Raw genomic sequence first — 15,170 nt, 5'->3', positions numbered from 1 at the left:
CCTTACTTAGGAGTTGGTGGTGCTTAACACTTCTTCTAAGGAGGTTAATCCTTGCTTTACTTTTAACAATCCAGATTCGCGTAGATCCTTGACGCCTTCTCGTTTGGCTTGTTCTGCGAGATCAAGTGCGGTAGCTCCGCTCATGATTAGGCGTTGGGTGGCTTCGGAAATGGGCATGACCTGATAAATACCTACTCGACCTTTATAACCGGAGCCCTTGCAGCGGTCACAGCCGCCTGGCCCAAAAAGCGTCCAAGAGCCATCCAGGTCTTCCTCTTTAAATCCTGCGTCCAGCAGTGCCTGTTCGGGAACGGTAATCGGTTGTTTGCAAGTGCAGAGACGCCGGGCCAAACGTTGGGCCGTGATCAACAGGATGCTGGAGGCGATGTTGAAAGTGGGGACGCCCATATTCATCAGTCGAGTCAGCGTTTGTGGTGCATCGTTGGTGTGCAGGGTGGACATCACCAAGTGACCGGTCTGAGCTGCTTTGATCGCGATCTCGGCAGTTTCCAGGTCGCGGATTTCACCGACCATGATGATATCCGGATCCTGGCGCAGGAAGGACTTCAGTGCCGCAGCGAAGGTGAGGCCGACTTTGTCATCAACGTTGACCTGATTGATTCCGGCGAGGTTGATTTCCGCAGGATCTTCTGCCGTCGAAATGTTGACGCCCTCTTTGTTAAGGATATTCAGGCAAGTGTAGAGCGACACAGTTTTGCCGGAGCCTGTAGGCCCCGTCACCAAAACCATCCCGTAGGGGCGGCTGATGGCATCGAGCAAAGAGGCTTTTTGCTCTGGTTCGTACCCTAGGGCTTCGATGCCTAACGTGGCAGATGTCGGGTCCAGAATGCGCAATACGATCTTCTCTCCCTGCAGTGTCGGCAGGGTGCTGACCCGGAAGTCGATGGCTCGGGTCTTGGAAAGAACTAGCTTCATGCGTCCGTCTTGTGGGACACGCTTTTCCGCGATGTTCAAGCGGGAAATAACCTTGATGCGCGAAGCGATTTTTTCCTTGATGGCCAAGGGAGGTGTGGCGACTTCACGCAGCATGCCATCGACGCGGAAACGAATCCGGTAGTACTTTTCGTAGGGTTCGAAGTGGATGTCCGAGGCCCCGTCATTGATGGCATCAAGCAGTATTTTTTGAATGAATTTGACGACAGGGGCGTCGTCGATCTCTTGTCCTGCGGTGTCATCCGTTTTGCTGGCAGCCTCCTCATCGAGGAAATCCAGGTTGATGTCTTCGTTGGCGAGATTCTTCAGCGTGTCAGCAGCGGATTCCGAATATTTGGCGACCAACGGGGTCAGCTTCGGGTGTTCGACGACGATAGGGTCGACGGCAAGTCCGGTCTGGAAACGGATTTCGTCGAGTGCCCGCAGGTTGGTCGGGTCGGCGATGGCTACGGATAGCCTGTTGCCGCGCTTGTTTAGCGGGATGACCTTGTGCGTGGAGATCAGTTTACGGTCGATCGCGTCGGCCGGGATATGGGCTTCGTCGAAAGCGGCAAGGTCCAGTAGCGGATAACCGAAGGTGTCGGCAACGAAACGAGCAATATCAATTGCGCTGGCGCGCTTGCTCGTAATGATCTGTTCGATCAATGGAACCTTGGCGGCGGCAGCCTCCGTCAGCAGCTGTTCGGCCTCCGCCTCCTTGATCTTGCCGGCCTGAACGAGCGCTCTGGCCAGGCCGCTGAGCGGTGGGGATTGCGGGGTTGCTGCCATTGGTTGATCTTGTGAAATGCCGTTTAGATCGTTGGATGATGCAACGCAGGCGCCGGTTTGTAAAGCGGGAATCGTGGCGTCAGCTTGCCTCAGGCCTGTAAATACGGGCAGTTACGACACTGCGGTCTTCGGTCTGCAGTATTTCCACCGGTACGTCGCATACTTTGATGCTCATGCCTGACTCGGGAATGTCCTGGAAATGCTCGAGAATTAGACCGTTAAGAGTTTTTGGGCCATCGAGGGGAAAGTCGAGTCCGAGGGTTCGGTTGAGATCCCGGAGAGGGCGGCCGCCATCGACGATGACAGTATTGTCTTCACTCCAAACGAGGCGCTGTCCGAGAGTCGGCAGCGATGTCGTGAAGTCGCCAACGAATTCCTCGATGATGTCCTCCAGGGTGAGCAACCCCAGTATCTCGCCGTACTCGTCCACGACGAAGCCGATGCGCTGACGGTTTTCCTGAAAGAAGGCCAGTTGAGAGAAGGCGGGGGTGCCGGCGGGAATGTAATAGGGGGCCTGCAATTGTTCCAGCAGCGAGGTATGGTTCAACTCTTCGGCGGTGCCGAATGTTGGCAGCAGGCGCCGGACGGGCAGGATGCCCAGCAATTGATCAAGGGATTCGCGGCAAACCGGTAGTCTGCTGTGATGACTGGTGGACAATTGTTCCCTAACGCTTTCCCAGTCTTGGTCAATATCGAGTATCTCGATTGAGCCGCGGGGTGTCATCAAGTCTTCAACCGTGATCTGATTCAGATCGAACAGACTGGAGAGGATTGCTTGGTGTTTTTGCGGGATCAGGTGAGAGGATTCCAGCACTAGGCTACGCAGCTCTTCCGGAGAGAGTTGCGGTGTCGAGTCATTTCTCTCGGGCTGCAGGCGGAGCAGTTTCAGCAGCGCGCTTGAGAAGAGATTGACGAACCAGACGGCGGGGTAAAAGAGTTTCAGCAGAGGCGTGAGAAGATAGCCCAGAATCAGGGCCAATCGATCGCTATGTGTGGCGCCGATGACCTTGGGGGTGATTTCCGAAAAGACCAGAATGGCAAAGGTCACTAATAACGTGGCAATGCCCAAGGCCAGTTCGTCGTTACCGAACAACTGGATGCTGATGATGCTAACCAGCATCGCGGCAGCAGAGTTGATCAAATTGTTGCCGAGCAGGATGACGCCGAGCATCTTGTCGGTTTTATTCAGCAGCTCCAGGGATTTTTGCGCCCCTTTGTTGCCGGCTTGGGCGAGATGGCGCAGCCGGAAGCGATTCGAGGCCATCATGGCCGTTTCGCTCAAGGAGAAGAAGGCGGAGAGGGCTAAGAGAACTGCCAGGCAAGAGAACAGGACGGAAAGCGGAATGTTTTCCACTTCAGGTCAGCGTCCGAGCAGCACTTCGGCGACGAAGCGGCTACCGACGTAGGCCAGGATCAGCAGGGCGAAGCCGCTCAGGGTCCAGCGCAAGGCACGCTTGCCGCGCCAGCCCCAGGCGTGACGGCCGATCAAAAGCGTGGCGAAGATGCCCCAGGAGGCGAAGGCAAACAGGGTCTTGTGATCGAAGGCCAGCGGTTTGCCAAACAAGGTTTCGGAGAAGAAGACGCCACTACCGACTGCCAGAGTCAGCAGTGTGAAGCCGAGCAGCAGCATGCGGAAGAGTAGGGATTCCATAGCCAGCAGCGGCGGCAGGCTGGTCAGGCTGCGCTTGAGCAGGCGTTTGTGCAGGGCGTTTTCGGTGAAGCCCATGAAAATGGCGTGCAGCGCCGACAGCGTCAGCAGGCTGTAGGCCAGCATGGCAGCGAGGAAATGCAGCTTGAACCCGAGCGCGTTGGCGTGAGCGACGACATGCACGTTGGGGAAAAGTACCGGTGCTGCGGTGCACGCGGCCGCCAGGGGTAAAACCATGGGCTGCATGCCTTCCATGCGCGACATGAAGCTTTCCAGCCAATAGATCAGCACGGCCAGCCACATCATCAGCGACAGGGCGAAGCTGAACGAGAAACGCATGCCAGCTTCGGAGAACAGGGCATCCTGCAGGCCGAAGGCATGAATGAGCAGTGCGCCACCAATGGCTGTGCGTTCCCAGGTTTGCATGGGGCGGGCAACGCTCTGGGTGTCGCTTTCGCGCCAGCGGGTGTTCCAGAAATGGAAACCGAGCGCTGCATAAACGAGCGCCGCGAGAATGTGCGGCAGAAGCTGAATTACAATGTCGGCCATTCGCGAATTCTACTAGAAGCCTATCTGACATGCTCGACAACCTGACGACACGCCTTGCGCGTGTCATGAAGACGCTGAAAGGCGAAGCCCGCCTGACCGAATCGAATATCGCCGACGCCCTGCGCGAAGTGCGCATGGCGCTGCTCGAGGCCGACGTTGCACTGCCGGTGGTGAAGGATTTCATCGCTGCGGTAAAGGAAAAGGCCGTCGGCCAAGAGGTCATCGGCTCGCTGAATCCGGGTCAGGCGCTGATCGGTGTGGTGCACACCGAGCTGACCAAGATCATGGGCGATGCCCACGAAGGCATCAATTTCAATACCCAGCCGCCCGCCATTGTGCTCATGGCCGGTTTGCAGGGGGCTGGCAAGACCACCACGGTCGGCAAGCTTGCCAAGTTCCTGAAAGAAAACCATAAGAAGAAGGTGCTAGTCGTTTCCTGCGACGTTTATCGTCCTGCAGCGATCGAGCAGTTGAAATCGGTGGCCGGCCAGGCCGGCGTCGATTTCTTCCCGTCGAATGTCGGCGAGAAGCCGGAAGCGATTGCCGCTGCGGCCATCGATTGGGCCAAGCGTCACTACCACGACGTGCTGCTGGTCGATACGGCCGGTCGTCTGGCCATCGACGAAGAGATGATGGCCGAGATCAAGCGTCTGCACGCCGAGATCAAGCCGATCGAAACCCTGTTCGTCGTCGACGCCATGCTGGGCCAGGATGCGGTCAATACCGCCAAGGCCTTCAACGAAGCGCTGCCACTGACCGGTGTCGTGTTGACCAAGCTGGACGGCGATGCACGTGGCGGTGCAGCGTTGTCGGTGCGGCATATTACCGGCAAGCCAATCAAGTATGCCGGCGTTGGCGAAAAACTGAGCGGTCTGGAAGCCTTCCACCCCGAGCGGATGGCCTCGCGCATTCTTGGTATGGGCGACGTCCTGTCGCTGATTGAAGAGGCACGCAAGGGCATCGACGAGGAAAAGGCCGTTGCTTTCGCCAAGAAGCTGAAGTCCGGCAAGGGCTTCGATCTCAACGACTTCAAGGATCAGATGGCCCAGATGCGCAACATGGGTGGTTTGACTGCGCTGATGGACAAGATGCCGGCCCAGATCGCGCAGATGGCCGGGCAACTGCCGGCCGGGGCAGAGAACAAGATGGTTGGCCGCGTCGAAGGCATCATCAATTCGATGACGCCGGAAGAGCGCGCCAAGCCGGAGCTGATCAAGGCCAGCCGCAAGCGCCGCATTGCCGCCGGTGCTGGCGTTCAGGTGCAAGAAGTGAATCGTCTGCTCAACCAGTTCGAGCAGACCCAGAAGATGATGAAACAATTCTCCAAGGGCGGCATTGGCAAGCTCATGCGCGGCATGAAGGGCATGTTGCCGGGCATGCGTTGATTTTTGCCCGATTGCTGCGGTGCACCGCAGCAATCGGCTAAAAACCGTTTACTTGGCCGGCGCCTGCGCTAGGCGTGATGGTGCTTCGTAACCCCATTGGTTCTGCCAGGCTGCGCGCACCATGTTTGGATATTCCGGCTTGCCCAGGCTGCCGTTGTAGCGGCCCAGCGCTCGATAAAGGTCGCCCTTTTCGATATCTAGGTAGTGGCGCAGGATGGTGCAGCCGTAGCGCAGGTTGGTCCGCAGGTCGAACAGCGAATCCTCCGGACGGCCGATCAGTTTCACCCAGAAGGGCATGACCTGCATGTAGCCGCGCGCGCCCGCTGACGAAACGGCGTACTTGCGAAAACCTGACTCCACCTGCATCAGGCCGAGCACGAGTTGCGGATCGAGGCCGGCGCGCGTCGCTTCGTAATGCACGCTACGCAACAGGTCGATCCGGTATTCGCGGTTCGGAATCCGTTTTTCCAGTCGTGCCGACATGGCGCCTAGCCAGTCCGCTGCCTGCATCGGTGTCTTGAACGAGCTGACAGCCGGCCGGCTGTCAGAAACCGCCTTGTGCAGTGCAGCCTGCACGCTGGCCGCGAGCGGCTCGTATTTCTGCGCCCCGGCAAAAGCGGCGGTGACGCAGAAATACGTAAGTGCGGCGATCAGGCGGCGCACAGCTTCCCTTGCAGCAGGGTGACGATCTCGCTTTGGGCGACCATGGTCGCCTCGGCATCAGTGCGGCCCTTGTATTCGAACTGACCTTCCTTCAGGCCGCGTTCGCCGATCACCACGCGATGCGGGATGCCGATCAGCTCCATGTCGGCGAACATGACGCCCGGGCGCTCGTTGCGGTCGTCGAGTACGACGTCGATGCCGAGTTTCTTCAAGTCGGCGTAAAGCTGGTCAGCCGCGGTCTTGACGGCGTCGCTCTTGTGGTAGCCCATGGGCACGATACAGACCGCGAACGGTGCGATGGTGGCCGGCAGGATGATGCCTTTTTCGTCGTTGCCCTGTTCGATGGCGGCGCCAACGATACGCGAGACGCCGATGCCGTAGCAGCCCATCTCCATGATCTGGCTCTTGCCTTGCTCGTCGAGGAAGGCGCAGTTCAACGCCTTGGCGTACTTGGTACGTAACTGGAAGATGTGGCCAACCTCGATGCCGCGACAGATTTCGAGCTTGCCCTTGCCATCAGGCGACGGATCGCCGGCGACGGCATTGCGGATATCGAAAACTTCCGGTTCCGGCAGGTCGCGGCCAAAATTGACGCCGGTCAGGTGGAAGCCGGCCTCATTCGCGCCGCACACGAAGTCGCTCATGACGGCCACGGCACGGTCGGCGAAAATTGCCACTTTCTGCGTGTCCACCGCAGCAGGGCCGATGTAGCCCGGCTTGCAGCCCAAGGCTTCCTCCACCTCGGCTTCCGAGGCGAACCGGAAGGGCGAAATGGCGGCGATCTTGCCGGCCTTGATTTCGTTCAGCTCGTGATCGCCGCGCAGCAGCAGCAAGGCGAAGGTCTTGCTACCGTCTTCCTTCTCGCTGACCACGGCGATCGACTTGACGATGCGGTCGAGGCCAACGTTCAGACATTCAGCGACATCGGCACAGGCCATCTTGCCCGGCGTGGCGACCTTGGTCATGGCTTGGCTGGCTGCTGCACGCGGCGTAGCCGGTGCGAGTGCTTCGGCCAGTTCGACGTTGGCGGCGTAGTCGGAGTCCGGGCAGAAGGCGATGTCGTCCTCGCCGGAATCAGCCAGCACATGGAATTCATGCGAGCCGGTGCCGCCGATTGAGCCGGTATCGGCGGCCACGGCGCGGAACTTCAGGCCAAGGCGCGTAAAGATGCGGCTGTACGTCGCGTACATATTGCCGTATTCGCGCACCAGGTCTTCGAAAGAGGTGTGGAAGGAGTAGCCATCCTTCATCAGGAATTCGCGACCGCGCATGACGCCGAAACGCGGGCGAATCTCGTCGCGGAACTTGCTCTGGATCTGATAGAGATGGATCGGCAGCTGACGGTAGCTCTTCACGTCGCGACGCACAACGTCGGTGATGACTTCTTCGTGCGTCGGTCCGATGACGAAATCGCGCTGGTGGCGATCCTTGAAGCGCAGTAGTTCCGGGCCGTAGGCTGGGCCACGGCCGGATTCCTCCCAAAGCTCGAAGGGCTGAACTGCCGGCATCAGCAATTCCAATGCGCCGGCGTTGTTCATCTCCTCGCGCACGATGTTCTCCACCTTGCGCAGTACGCGCAGGCCGAGCGGCATCCACGTGTAGATACCGGCAGCCGAACGTTTGATATAGCCGGCACGCAGCATCATTTTCTGGCTGATGACTTCGGCGTCGGCCGGGGCTTCCTTGAGAGTGGTGAAGAAGAACTGCGAAGTGCGCATGGGATGCTCTTGAAAACGTTGCAAAAGGGAGATTTTACACGCAGAGCGTTTTTTGCATGGGCGCGGGCTTTGTGAAAGAATTGAGGCAACCAATTATTTTTAGCAGGATTTTTATGCTCGACCGTGAAGGCTATCGCCCGAACGTCGGCATCATCTTATGTAACGCAAAGAACGAGGTATTCTGGGGCAAGCGCATCCGTGAACATTCCTGGCAGTTCCCGCAAGGCGGCATCAAACGGGGCGAAACCCCGGAAGAGGCCATGTATCGGGAACTCTTTGAGGAGGTCGGTCTCCGGCCGGAACACGTGCGCATCCTCGGTCGAACCAAGGGCTGGTTACGTTATGACGTGCCGACACAATGGATCAAGCGCGAATGGCGAGGCTCCTACAAGGGGCAAAAGCAGATTTGGTATCTGCTGCGACTGGTAGGGCGCGATAGTGACATCTCTCTGCGTGCAACCAGCAAGCCGGAATTCGATGCTTGGCGTTGGAACGATTACTGGGTGCCGCTCGATGCTGTCATCGAGTTCAAGCGAGGCGTCTATGAGCAGGCCTTGAACGAGCTGGTGCGCTTTCTCGAACATGATCGGCGTAGCGCCAAGGCTCGCCGAGAGCGTGGTCAAGAAGTTCACGAGTCGTCTCAACCGGATCAGGAAAAGGCTTAGCGATGCGCTTTTGGATACTCGTACTCGGCGTGCTGCTTTCGCAGACAAGGGTTTTTGCCGCCGACGATTTCGATGATGAGTACGATGCCAAGTCTTGGCGGGAGGTTGAGGTCAGGTTGCCCGTGGCACCTAAGGCGGCGTCGCTACTTCCTTTCTACGTGAGCGCCGTGACGACCAATCGGTTTTTTGTCGATGGATCGAGTATTGAGGTTGGCGCTGACGGCGTGGTTCGTTATGTTCTGGTGGTGCTTTCCGGCGAAGGGGCGAAAAACGTTACCTTCGAAGGCATGCGTTGCGAGACACGAGAGCGCCGAATTTACGCAGCCGGTCGTTCGGATGGTTCCTGGGTGAAATTCAAGAACAATCAGTGGGATAAGATCCGGGACGCCGTTGGTAATCGACATCATGCGGCCCTGTTCCTTGAGTATTTCTGTCCCGGTGGGAACGTCGTGCGAGATACAACCGAGGCAATCAATTGGTTGAAGAAAGGGGGGTATGCCCCTAGCGGTGGTGTTTAATCCATGTTTATCGATAAGTTCATTGCCGAATTTGATCGTGCTCTTCGCACGGTTGCGGCGCCAGCGTGGACGGTGCGACCTGTTCCAGGGGCGGATCTGCCGGAGCGCGTATTCGACGAAACGCAGAAGCGGCATGCGGCCGGACTGATGCGGGTGAATCACTGCGGTGAAATTTGTGCGCAGGCCTTGTATCAAGGGCAGGCGCTGACTTCGCGGGATCCGGTTGTTCGTGATGGGTTACGCAAGGCGGCTGACGAAGAAACTGAGCACTTGGCGTGGACCGAGCAGAGAATCGGCGAATTGGGGGGGCGGAAGAGTCTTCTCAACCCCCTGTGGTATTTGGGCGCCTTCTCCATCGGAGTGACGGCAGGTCTGTTGGGGGATAAGTGGAATCTCGGGTTTCTTGCTGAAACTGAGCGCCAGGTCGAGGCTCACCTCGATGGGCATCTGACTTCTCTGCCGTCCGACGATGGGCGTTCCAGGGCGATTGTCGACCAAATGCGCTTGGATGAAATCGGCCACGCCGAGATGGCAGTGCGCTTCGGTGCTGCTGAATTGCCCGATCCGGTCAAGAAAGCGATGAAGGCAGCCGCTCGGGTCATGACCGGGGCTGCCTACTATATTTGACTATCGCTACCGTGCTTAAGCGACTTCGATTATTTCGAAGTCGTGGGTGATTTCCGCGCTCTTGCCGAGCATGATGGACGCCGAGCAGTACTTGTCCTTCGATAGCTCGATGGCGCGAGCCACGATTTCCGGCCGGAGTTGCTTCCCCTTGATGCGGTAGTGAAAATGGATCTTGGTGAAAACCTTTGGGTCGGTTTCGGCGCGCTCGGCTTTAAGCGAAACGTCACAGCCGGTGACAGCATGCCGGCCCTTTTTCAAGATCAAAACTACATCAAATGCGGTGCATCCGCCCGTGCCCGCAAGTATCATTTCCATCGGGCGTAGCCCCATATTTCTACCGCCTGCCTCAGGGGCGCCGTCCATTACCACGGCATGGCCGGAGCCAGTTTCGGCCACAAACGACATTCCGGCGTCTTCGCCAATCCAGCGTACGGTGCATTCCATAGATTCGATCTCCTATGTGGGGTGCGGATTGTAGCGGATGTTTGCCGCTGCTGCAGTGAGCGAAAGGCGGTCGGGTGGTGCGGTGCACAAATTTTGGTTTTGAAGCCTGCTCGTGCTGTCGGGGGCTGTGTGATTTATTACTGCGATATTGATTTACAAATATCACATAATTTCACTAATTAACAGATGGTTATATCGAATTATTTATCATTATGTATTGATCAATGTTAGATTTGTGCGGCGCACAAATATTTCTTGTCTCTAGTCGTTGATTGGTGCAGAATAGGAACTGTACGAACTGCGGTGACTGTCAGAGACAGTGTCTTCGGTTCAGATTTGTCTCCTCCACCCTCCTCCTTTGGTGTGGATTTAACGCGGCTCAGCGAGCCGCGTTTTTTTTGCTCTGCTTCCGGAAGTGTTGTGTGGGGATTGACATGGGGTGTGGGTCTCGTTTATGATCCAAAGCTTTCTCAATTTCTGCGCCAATTTTTCAGGACGGCACACACATGAAAACGTTTTCCGCCAAGCCACATGAGGTGAAGCGCGAGTGGTTTGTGGTAGACGCCACAGACAAAGTGCTCGGCCGCCTCGCTACCGAAATCGCTCGTCGCCTGCGCGGCAAGCACAAGGCTATCTATACTCCGCACGTTGATACCGGCGACTTCGTCGTTGTGACCAATGTCGATAAGATCACCGTGACCGGTAACAAGGCTGAAGATAAGAAATACTTCCGCCACTCTGGTTATCCTGGTGGTATCTACGAAACCAATTTCAAGAAGATGCAGCAGCGTTTTCCTGGTCGTGCCTTGGAAAAGGCCGTCAAGGGCATGCTGCCGAAGGGGCCGCTCGGTTACGCCATGCTGAAGAAGCTGAAGTGTTACGCTGGCGACCAGCATCCGCACGCCGCCCAGCAGCCCAAGGCTCTGGAAATCTAAGGGGTTATCATGGCTGAAAGTTACTTCTACGGTACCGGTCGTCGTAAAAGCGCGGTTGCTCGTGTTTTCATGAAGCGTGGTTCCGGTTCGATCGTCGTCAATGGCAAACCGGTTGACCAATTCTTTTCGCGCGAAACTGGTCGCATGATCGTGCGTCAGCCGCTTGAGCTGGTTGAGCAACTGAATGGTTTCGATATCAAGGTCAATGTTACCGGAGGTGGTGAGTCCGGTCAGGCTGGTGCCGTTCGTCACGGTATTACTCGCGCCTTGATTGAATACGATGCGTCGTTGAAATCCGTTCTCTCCAAGGCGGGCTTTGTTACTCGCGATGCTCGCGAAGTTGAGCGTAAGAAAGTTGGCTTCCATAAAGCGCGTCGTCGGAAGCAGTTCTCCAAGCGCTAGGGATGTCGTTGTTTCGAAAAAGCCGCCCATTGGGCGGCTTTTTTGTTTTTGTTGGTTCGAATAAGATTGTTTCTAGATTGTGTAGTATTTGTCTTGTTCGTAGCGGAGAGGGCAACAGATGCCAACCCCGGCAATTTCACTGAGATTAAAAAAGGTTCGCCGTAGATTTGGAATATCGGCTCCTAGATTGGTTATTCGTACTCATATTCCTTGGCAGGGGTATTTATTGGGCGGCGTTTTGTTGCTGCTCTTGATGGGGGCCTTGGGGGTGTTGCTTGTTCACTACTCCGGCGCCGGCATGGTTGGCCAGGAATTGCAGGGGTTGCGTGAGCAACTTTATGCTCAGAGTCGGGAAATCGAAGCGCTCCGCGCAAGCTCGGGGACGGTGCAAAGTGTTGCCAACATTGAGCGCGCATCTCAGCAAAAGGTCTTGGCGAGACTGCAGTTTCTTGAGCAGGAGAATGCGGCGCTTAAAGAAGATATGTTGCTCTTCGAGCGGCTGCTGCCGTCTGCTGGCGAAGAGTCTGTATTGAGGATTGAGAATTTCCGGGTGGTGCGGGATGCGCCTGCGGCCTTGAGGTATCGCTGCCTGCTGGTGTATCAAGGGGGTAGGCAGCTATCCGAGTTTCGTGGGTATCTTCAGTTTGTTATCGACTATAGTCTTGATGGAAAAGTGCAGCGAGTTGTATTGCCGGAGGGGCGTTATCCTAGTGCTGGATATAGTGTGGAGCTAAAGCGTTTCTTGCGTAGGGATGGGGTCTTGGATATACCTTCCGGTGCGATCGTTGGGAGGGTTGAGGTCCGATTGCTTCAGGGGGATGTAGTTAAGGCTAGGGCTGAAGTACAACTTTAAGGAGGCGTCATGTTCGGTAGCGCTGAGAAAAAACCGCAGGGTCGCATCGATAGCTTGATTGGTGCGGGGACGTCGATTGAAGGTGGTGTTCGCTTCTCGGGTGGTTTACGAATCGATGGCGAGGTAAAGGGGGCGGTTGAGGCTGTGGAGGGGGCTGATACGGTCTTGGTGTTAAGCGAGCATGCTCGTGTAGAGGGCGCTGTTCGTGTTCGTCATTTGGTGACGAATGGGACGGTGGTTGGTCCGGTTTTCGTCGCAGATTCTCTCGAAATGCAATCCAAGGCCAGGATAGTTGGCGATGTCGAGTATTCGGTGATCGAGATGCATCAGGGGGCGGTGATCGAAGGTCGTTTGGTGCACCAGCCGGAGAAGGCCGTTGAACTAAAATTGGCTGCATCCAACTAATGCGTTGACCGCCTGCTTGGTGACTTTCATAATTTGCGTCGGTTTTTATTGGAGTTAGTGGCATGAATGCAGTTGCAGAAATGGCTTTGCCGTTGGTTTTTACTGATAGCGCGGCAAACAAGGTTAGGGAATTGATCGAGGAAGAGGGTAATCCTGGTCTTAAGTTGCGTGTTTTTGTGACTGGTGGTGGTTGCTCTGGCTTCCAGTACGGCTTCACCTTCGATGAGGAGGTTGCTGAAGACGACACCACGATGGAAAAAAACGGCGTGATGCTTTTGATCGATCCGATGAGCTATCAATATCTCGTCGGGGCGGAGATAGATTACACCGAGGGCTTGGAAGGGTCGCAGTTTGTGATTCGCAACCCAAACGCAACGTCCACGTGCGGCTGTGGGTCGTCGTTCTCTGCTTGACCGTAGAGGGGGGCAAGGGGCGCCTGTGGCGCCCTTTTTGTTTGTATGGGGTTGGGGTGTTTTGGGATGTGTTTTAAAAAAGTGTGAGAAAGGGGTTGACGGGTTTTTTTAAGTCTGTAGAATGCGCGGCTCTCCTGATCTGACGGACGTTTCGGCGGGTTAGGCGAGCAAGCAGCAAGAAAAAATATTTTTCGAAACTGCTTGACGGAAGTGAGTAGTTGCTTCATAATCTCGCTTCTCTGCTGCTGACGAATCAAACGAAACGGCGCAGCGACTGATCTTTAAAAGTTTGGACAACCGATAGGTGTGGGTGTCTTGATGCGAAGCGATGCAAGTCGCAAAAAAGTATTAAGGCAAATACACCGAGTAATAGGTAGAGAAATCTACCGTCAGTGAATTTGCGAGTTTGTTGGATTGAACTGAAGAGTTTGATCCTGGCTCAGATTGAACGCTGGCGGCATGCCTTACACATGCAAGTCGAACGGCAGCACGGACTTCGGTCTGGTGGCGAGTGGCGAACGGGTGAGTAATGTATCGGAACGTACCTTTCAGTGGGGGATAACGTAGCGAAAGTTACGCTAATACCGCATATTCTGTGAGCAGGAAAGCAGGGGATCGTAAGACCTTGCGCTGATTGAGCGGCCGATATCAGATTAGCTAGTTGGTGGGGTAACGGCCTACCAAGGCTACGATCTGTAGCGGGTCTGAGAGGATGATCCGCCACACTGGGACTGAGACACGGCCCAGACTCCTACGGGAGGCAGCAGTGGGGAATTTTGGACAATGGGGGCAACCCTGATCCAGCCATGCCGCGTGAGTGAAGAAGGCCTTCGGGTTGTAAAGCTCTTTCGGCCGGGAAGAAATCGCATCAGCTAATACCTGGTGTGGATGACGGTACCGGAATAAGAAGCACCGGCTAACTACGTGCCAGCAGCCGCGGTAATACGTAGGGTGCGAGCGTTAATCGGAATTACTGGGCGTAAAGCGTGCGCAGGCGGTTTTTTAAGATAGGCGTGAAATCCCCGGGCTTAACCTGGGAACTGCGCTTATGACTGGAAGACTAGAGTACGGCAGAGGGGGGTGGAATTCCACGTGTAGCAGTGAAATGCGTAGAGATGTGGAGGAACACCGATGGCGAAGGCAGCCCCCTGGGCCGATACTGACGCTCATGCACGAAAGCGTGGGGAGCAAACAGGATTAGATACCCTGGTAGTCCACGCCCTAAACGATGTCAACTAGGTGTTGGGTGGGTAAAACCATTTAGTACCGTAGCTAACGCGTGAAGTTGACCGCCTGGGGAGTACGGCCGCAAGGTTAAAACTCAAAGGAATTGACGGGGACCCGCACAAGCGGTGGATGATGTGGATTAATTCGATGCAACGCGAAAAACCTTACCTACCCTTGACATGTTCAGAATCCTGAAGAGATTTGGGAGTGCCCGAAAGGGAACTGGAACACAGGTGCTGCATGGCTGTCGTCAGCTCGTGTCGTGAGATGTTGGGTTAAGTCCCGCAACGAGCGCAACCCTTGTCGTTAATTGCCATCATTTAGTTGGGCACTTTAACGAGACTGCCGGTGACAAACCGGAGGAAGGTGGGGATGACGTCAAGTCCTCATGGCCCTTATGGGTAGGGCTTCACACGTCATACAATGGTCGGTACAGAGGGTTGCCAAGCCGCGAGGTGGAGCCAATCCCAGAAAGCCGATCGTAGTCCGGATTGCAGGCTGCAACTCGCCTGCATGAAGTCGGAATCGCTAGTAATCGCGGATCAGCATGTCGCGGTGAATACGTTCCCGGGTCTTGTACACACCGCCCGTCACACCATGGGAGTGGGTTCCACCAGAAGTAGTTAGCCTAACCGCAAGGAGGGCGATTACCACGGTGGGGTTCATGACTGGGGTGAAGTCGTAACAAGGTAGCCGTATCGGAAGGTGCGGCTGGATCACCTCCTTTCTAGAGAAAGCATCCTGGCACCCACAACCTATCGGTTGTTCATCAGTAGCAAACAGACGGAGGGTCTGTAGCTCAGTCGGTTAGAGCACCGTCTTGATAAGGCGGGGGTCGTTGGTTCGATTCCAACCAGACCCACCAACGTCAAAAACGGGGGATTAGCTCAGCTGGGAGAGCACCTGCTTTGCAAGCAGGGGGTCGTCGGTTCGATCCCGTCATCCTCCACCAGAACCCTGAGATAAACGGATGTTTATCTCAGGCTTTTGAGAAAT

At 56.0% G+C, this 15,170-nt stretch carries 15 protein-coding genes, 2 tRNA genes and 1 rRNA gene; 12 read left to right on the top strand and 6 right to left on the bottom strand.

From position 1 onward, the window contains the following. Positions 1-6: 6 nt before the first annotated feature. The 3 genes from pilB to WIF35_RS08565 form a co-directional block, all read right to left on the bottom strand. Entirely contained in the window at positions 7-1,722 is a 1,716-nt protein-coding gene (pilB, locus tag WIF35_RS08575; protein ID WP_412481142.1) for a type IV-A pilus assembly ATPase PilB, read from the bottom strand. Between the two features lie 79 nt (positions 1,723-1,801). Next, complete coding sequence (locus tag WIF35_RS08570) at positions 1,802-3,076, bottom strand: HlyC/CorC family transporter (protein ID WP_412481141.1); 1,275 nt, start codon at positions 3,074-3,076, stop codon at positions 1,802-1,804. A gap of 6 nt (positions 3,077-3,082) precedes the next feature. Further along, the gene (locus tag WIF35_RS08565) at positions 3,083-3,919 is read right to left on the bottom strand and encodes an inner membrane protein YpjD (protein ID WP_412481140.1); all 837 of its coding nucleotides are present in this window, start codon (positions 3,917-3,919) and stop codon (positions 3,083-3,085) included. 29 nt (positions 3,920-3,948) lie between these two features. Between WIF35_RS08565 and ffh the strand changes: the two genes are divergently transcribed. Further along, positions 3,949-5,304 carry a signal recognition particle protein gene (ffh, locus tag WIF35_RS08560; protein WP_412481139.1) on the top strand — a complete coding sequence of 452 codons (1,356 nt, stop codon included), beginning with the start codon at positions 3,949-3,951 and terminating at the stop codon, positions 5,302-5,304. A 48-nt stretch (positions 5,305-5,352) separates the two neighbouring features. On the opposite strand, the gene WIF35_RS08555 is transcribed toward ffh, so the two are convergent. Together WIF35_RS08555 and WIF35_RS08550 are read right to left on the bottom strand one after the other, a co-directional pair. Then, on the bottom strand, positions 5,353-5,967 hold the full coding sequence (locus WIF35_RS08555) for a lytic transglycosylase domain-containing protein (protein ID WP_412481138.1): 615 nt from the start codon (positions 5,965-5,967) through the stop codon (positions 5,353-5,355). Then, positions 5,955-7,685: a proline--tRNA ligase gene (locus WIF35_RS08550; protein WP_412481137.1), complete on the bottom strand. Its 1,731-nt coding sequence runs from the start codon at positions 7,683-7,685 to the stop codon at positions 5,955-5,957. The genes WIF35_RS08555 and WIF35_RS08550 overlap by 13 nt, the downstream gene beginning before the upstream one ends. A 113-nt stretch (positions 7,686-7,798) precedes the next feature. On the opposite strand from WIF35_RS08550, the gene WIF35_RS08545 reads away from it, so the two are divergent. The 3 genes from WIF35_RS08545 to coq7 are packed head-to-tail and all read left to right on the top strand — an operon-like array spanning position 7,799 to position 9,495. Further along, the gene (locus WIF35_RS08545) at positions 7,799-8,350 is read left to right on the top strand and encodes an RNA pyrophosphohydrolase (protein WP_412481136.1); all 552 of its coding nucleotides are present in this window, start codon (positions 7,799-7,801) and stop codon (positions 8,348-8,350) included. Between the two features lie 2 nt (positions 8,351-8,352). Beyond that, complete coding sequence (locus WIF35_RS08540) at positions 8,353-8,868, top strand: CNP1-like family protein (protein WP_412481135.1); 516 nt, start codon at positions 8,353-8,355, stop codon at positions 8,866-8,868. Positions 8,869-8,871: 3 nt separating this feature from the next. Beyond that, positions 8,872-9,495, top strand: a complete 624-nt coding sequence (gene coq7, locus WIF35_RS08535; protein WP_412481134.1) for a 2-polyprenyl-3-methyl-6-methoxy-1,4-benzoquinone monooxygenase — start codon at positions 8,872-8,874, stop codon at positions 9,493-9,495. Between the two features lie 15 nt (positions 9,496-9,510). Here the strand turns inward: coq7 and WIF35_RS08530 are convergent, their stop codons facing one another. Continuing rightward, positions 9,511-9,939, bottom strand: a complete 429-nt coding sequence (locus WIF35_RS08530; protein ID WP_412481133.1) for an OsmC family protein — start codon at positions 9,937-9,939, stop codon at positions 9,511-9,513. Between the two features lie 506 nt (positions 9,940-10,445). Here WIF35_RS08530 and rplM point away from each other — a divergent pair. The 8 genes from rplM to WIF35_RS08490 all read left to right on the top strand — a co-directional run bounded on the left by rplM (position 10,446) and on the right by WIF35_RS08490 (position 15,126). Continuing rightward, the gene (gene rplM, locus WIF35_RS08525; protein WP_412481132.1) at positions 10,446-10,874 is read left to right on the top strand and encodes a 50S ribosomal protein L13; all 429 of its coding nucleotides are present in this window, start codon (positions 10,446-10,448) and stop codon (positions 10,872-10,874) included. A gap of 9 nt (positions 10,875-10,883) precedes the next feature. Beyond that, complete coding sequence (gene rpsI / locus WIF35_RS08520) at positions 10,884-11,276, top strand: 30S ribosomal protein S9 (protein WP_412481131.1); 393 nt, start codon at positions 10,884-10,886, stop codon at positions 11,274-11,276. 187 nt (positions 11,277-11,463) lie between these two features. After that, complete coding sequence (locus tag WIF35_RS08515) at positions 11,464-12,129, top strand: DUF6776 family protein (RefSeq protein ID WP_412481130.1); 666 nt, start codon at positions 11,464-11,466, stop codon at positions 12,127-12,129. A 9-nt stretch (positions 12,130-12,138) separates the two neighbouring features. Next, on the top strand, positions 12,139-12,534 hold the full coding sequence (locus tag WIF35_RS08510) for a bactofilin family protein (protein WP_412481129.1): 396 nt from the start codon (positions 12,139-12,141) through the stop codon (positions 12,532-12,534). 62 nt (positions 12,535-12,596) lie between these two features. After that, entirely contained in the window at positions 12,597-12,947 is a 351-nt protein-coding gene (gene erpA / locus WIF35_RS08505) for an iron-sulfur cluster insertion protein ErpA (RefSeq protein WP_412481128.1), read from the top strand. Positions 12,948-13,363: 416 nt separating this feature from the next. Then, positions 13,364-14,901 (top strand): 16S ribosomal RNA (locus tag WIF35_RS08500). A gap of 61 nt (positions 14,902-14,962) precedes the next feature. Further along, positions 14,963-15,039 (top strand) — tRNA-Ile (locus WIF35_RS08495). An 11-nt stretch (positions 15,040-15,050) separates the two neighbouring features. Then, positions 15,051-15,126: transfer RNA gene (locus WIF35_RS08490), tRNA-Ala, on the top strand. Positions 15,127-15,170 lie beyond the last annotated feature (44 nt).

It is taken from the genome of Azonexus sp. IMCC34839 (assembly GCF_047047955.1).
Classification (GTDB): domain Bacteria; phylum Pseudomonadota; class Gammaproteobacteria; order Burkholderiales; family Rhodocyclaceae; genus Azonexus.
Note: the sequence above shows the minus strand (reverse complement) of the source record. Positions and strands in the feature narration are given on the sequence as shown.

Coding starts and splice junctions, on each gene's coding strand:
- rplM (WP_412481132.1), top strand. CDS start 10,446: ATGAAAACGTTTTCCGCCAAGCCACATGAGGTGAAGCGCGAGTGGTTT.
- pilB (WP_412481142.1), bottom strand. CDS start 1,722: ATGGCAGCAACCCCGCAATCCCCACCGCTCAGCGGCCTGGCCAGAGCG.
- WIF35_RS08510 (WP_412481129.1), top strand. CDS start 12,139: ATGTTCGGTAGCGCTGAGAAAAAACCGCAGGGTCGCATCGATAGCTTG.
- WIF35_RS08545 (WP_412481136.1), top strand. CDS start 7,799: ATGCTCGACCGTGAAGGCTATCGCCCGAACGTCGGCATCATCTTATGT.
- WIF35_RS08540 (WP_412481135.1), top strand. CDS start 8,353: ATGCGCTTTTGGATACTCGTACTCGGCGTGCTGCTTTCGCAGACAAGG.
- ffh (WP_412481139.1), top strand. CDS start 3,949: ATGCTCGACAACCTGACGACACGCCTTGCGCGTGTCATGAAGACGCTG.
- coq7 (WP_412481134.1), top strand. CDS start 8,872: ATGTTTATCGATAAGTTCATTGCCGAATTTGATCGTGCTCTTCGCACG.
- WIF35_RS08550 (WP_412481137.1), bottom strand. CDS start 7,685: ATGCGCACTTCGCAGTTCTTCTTCACCACTCTCAAGGAAGCCCCGGCC.
- WIF35_RS08565 (WP_412481140.1), bottom strand. CDS start 3,919: ATGGCCGACATTGTAATTCAGCTTCTGCCGCACATTCTCGCGGCGCTC.
- rpsI (WP_412481131.1), top strand. CDS start 10,884: ATGGCTGAAAGTTACTTCTACGGTACCGGTCGTCGTAAAAGCGCGGTT.
- WIF35_RS08530 (WP_412481133.1), bottom strand. CDS start 9,939: ATGGAATGCACCGTACGCTGGATTGGCGAAGACGCCGGAATGTCGTTT.
- erpA (WP_412481128.1), top strand. CDS start 12,597: ATGAATGCAGTTGCAGAAATGGCTTTGCCGTTGGTTTTTACTGATAGC.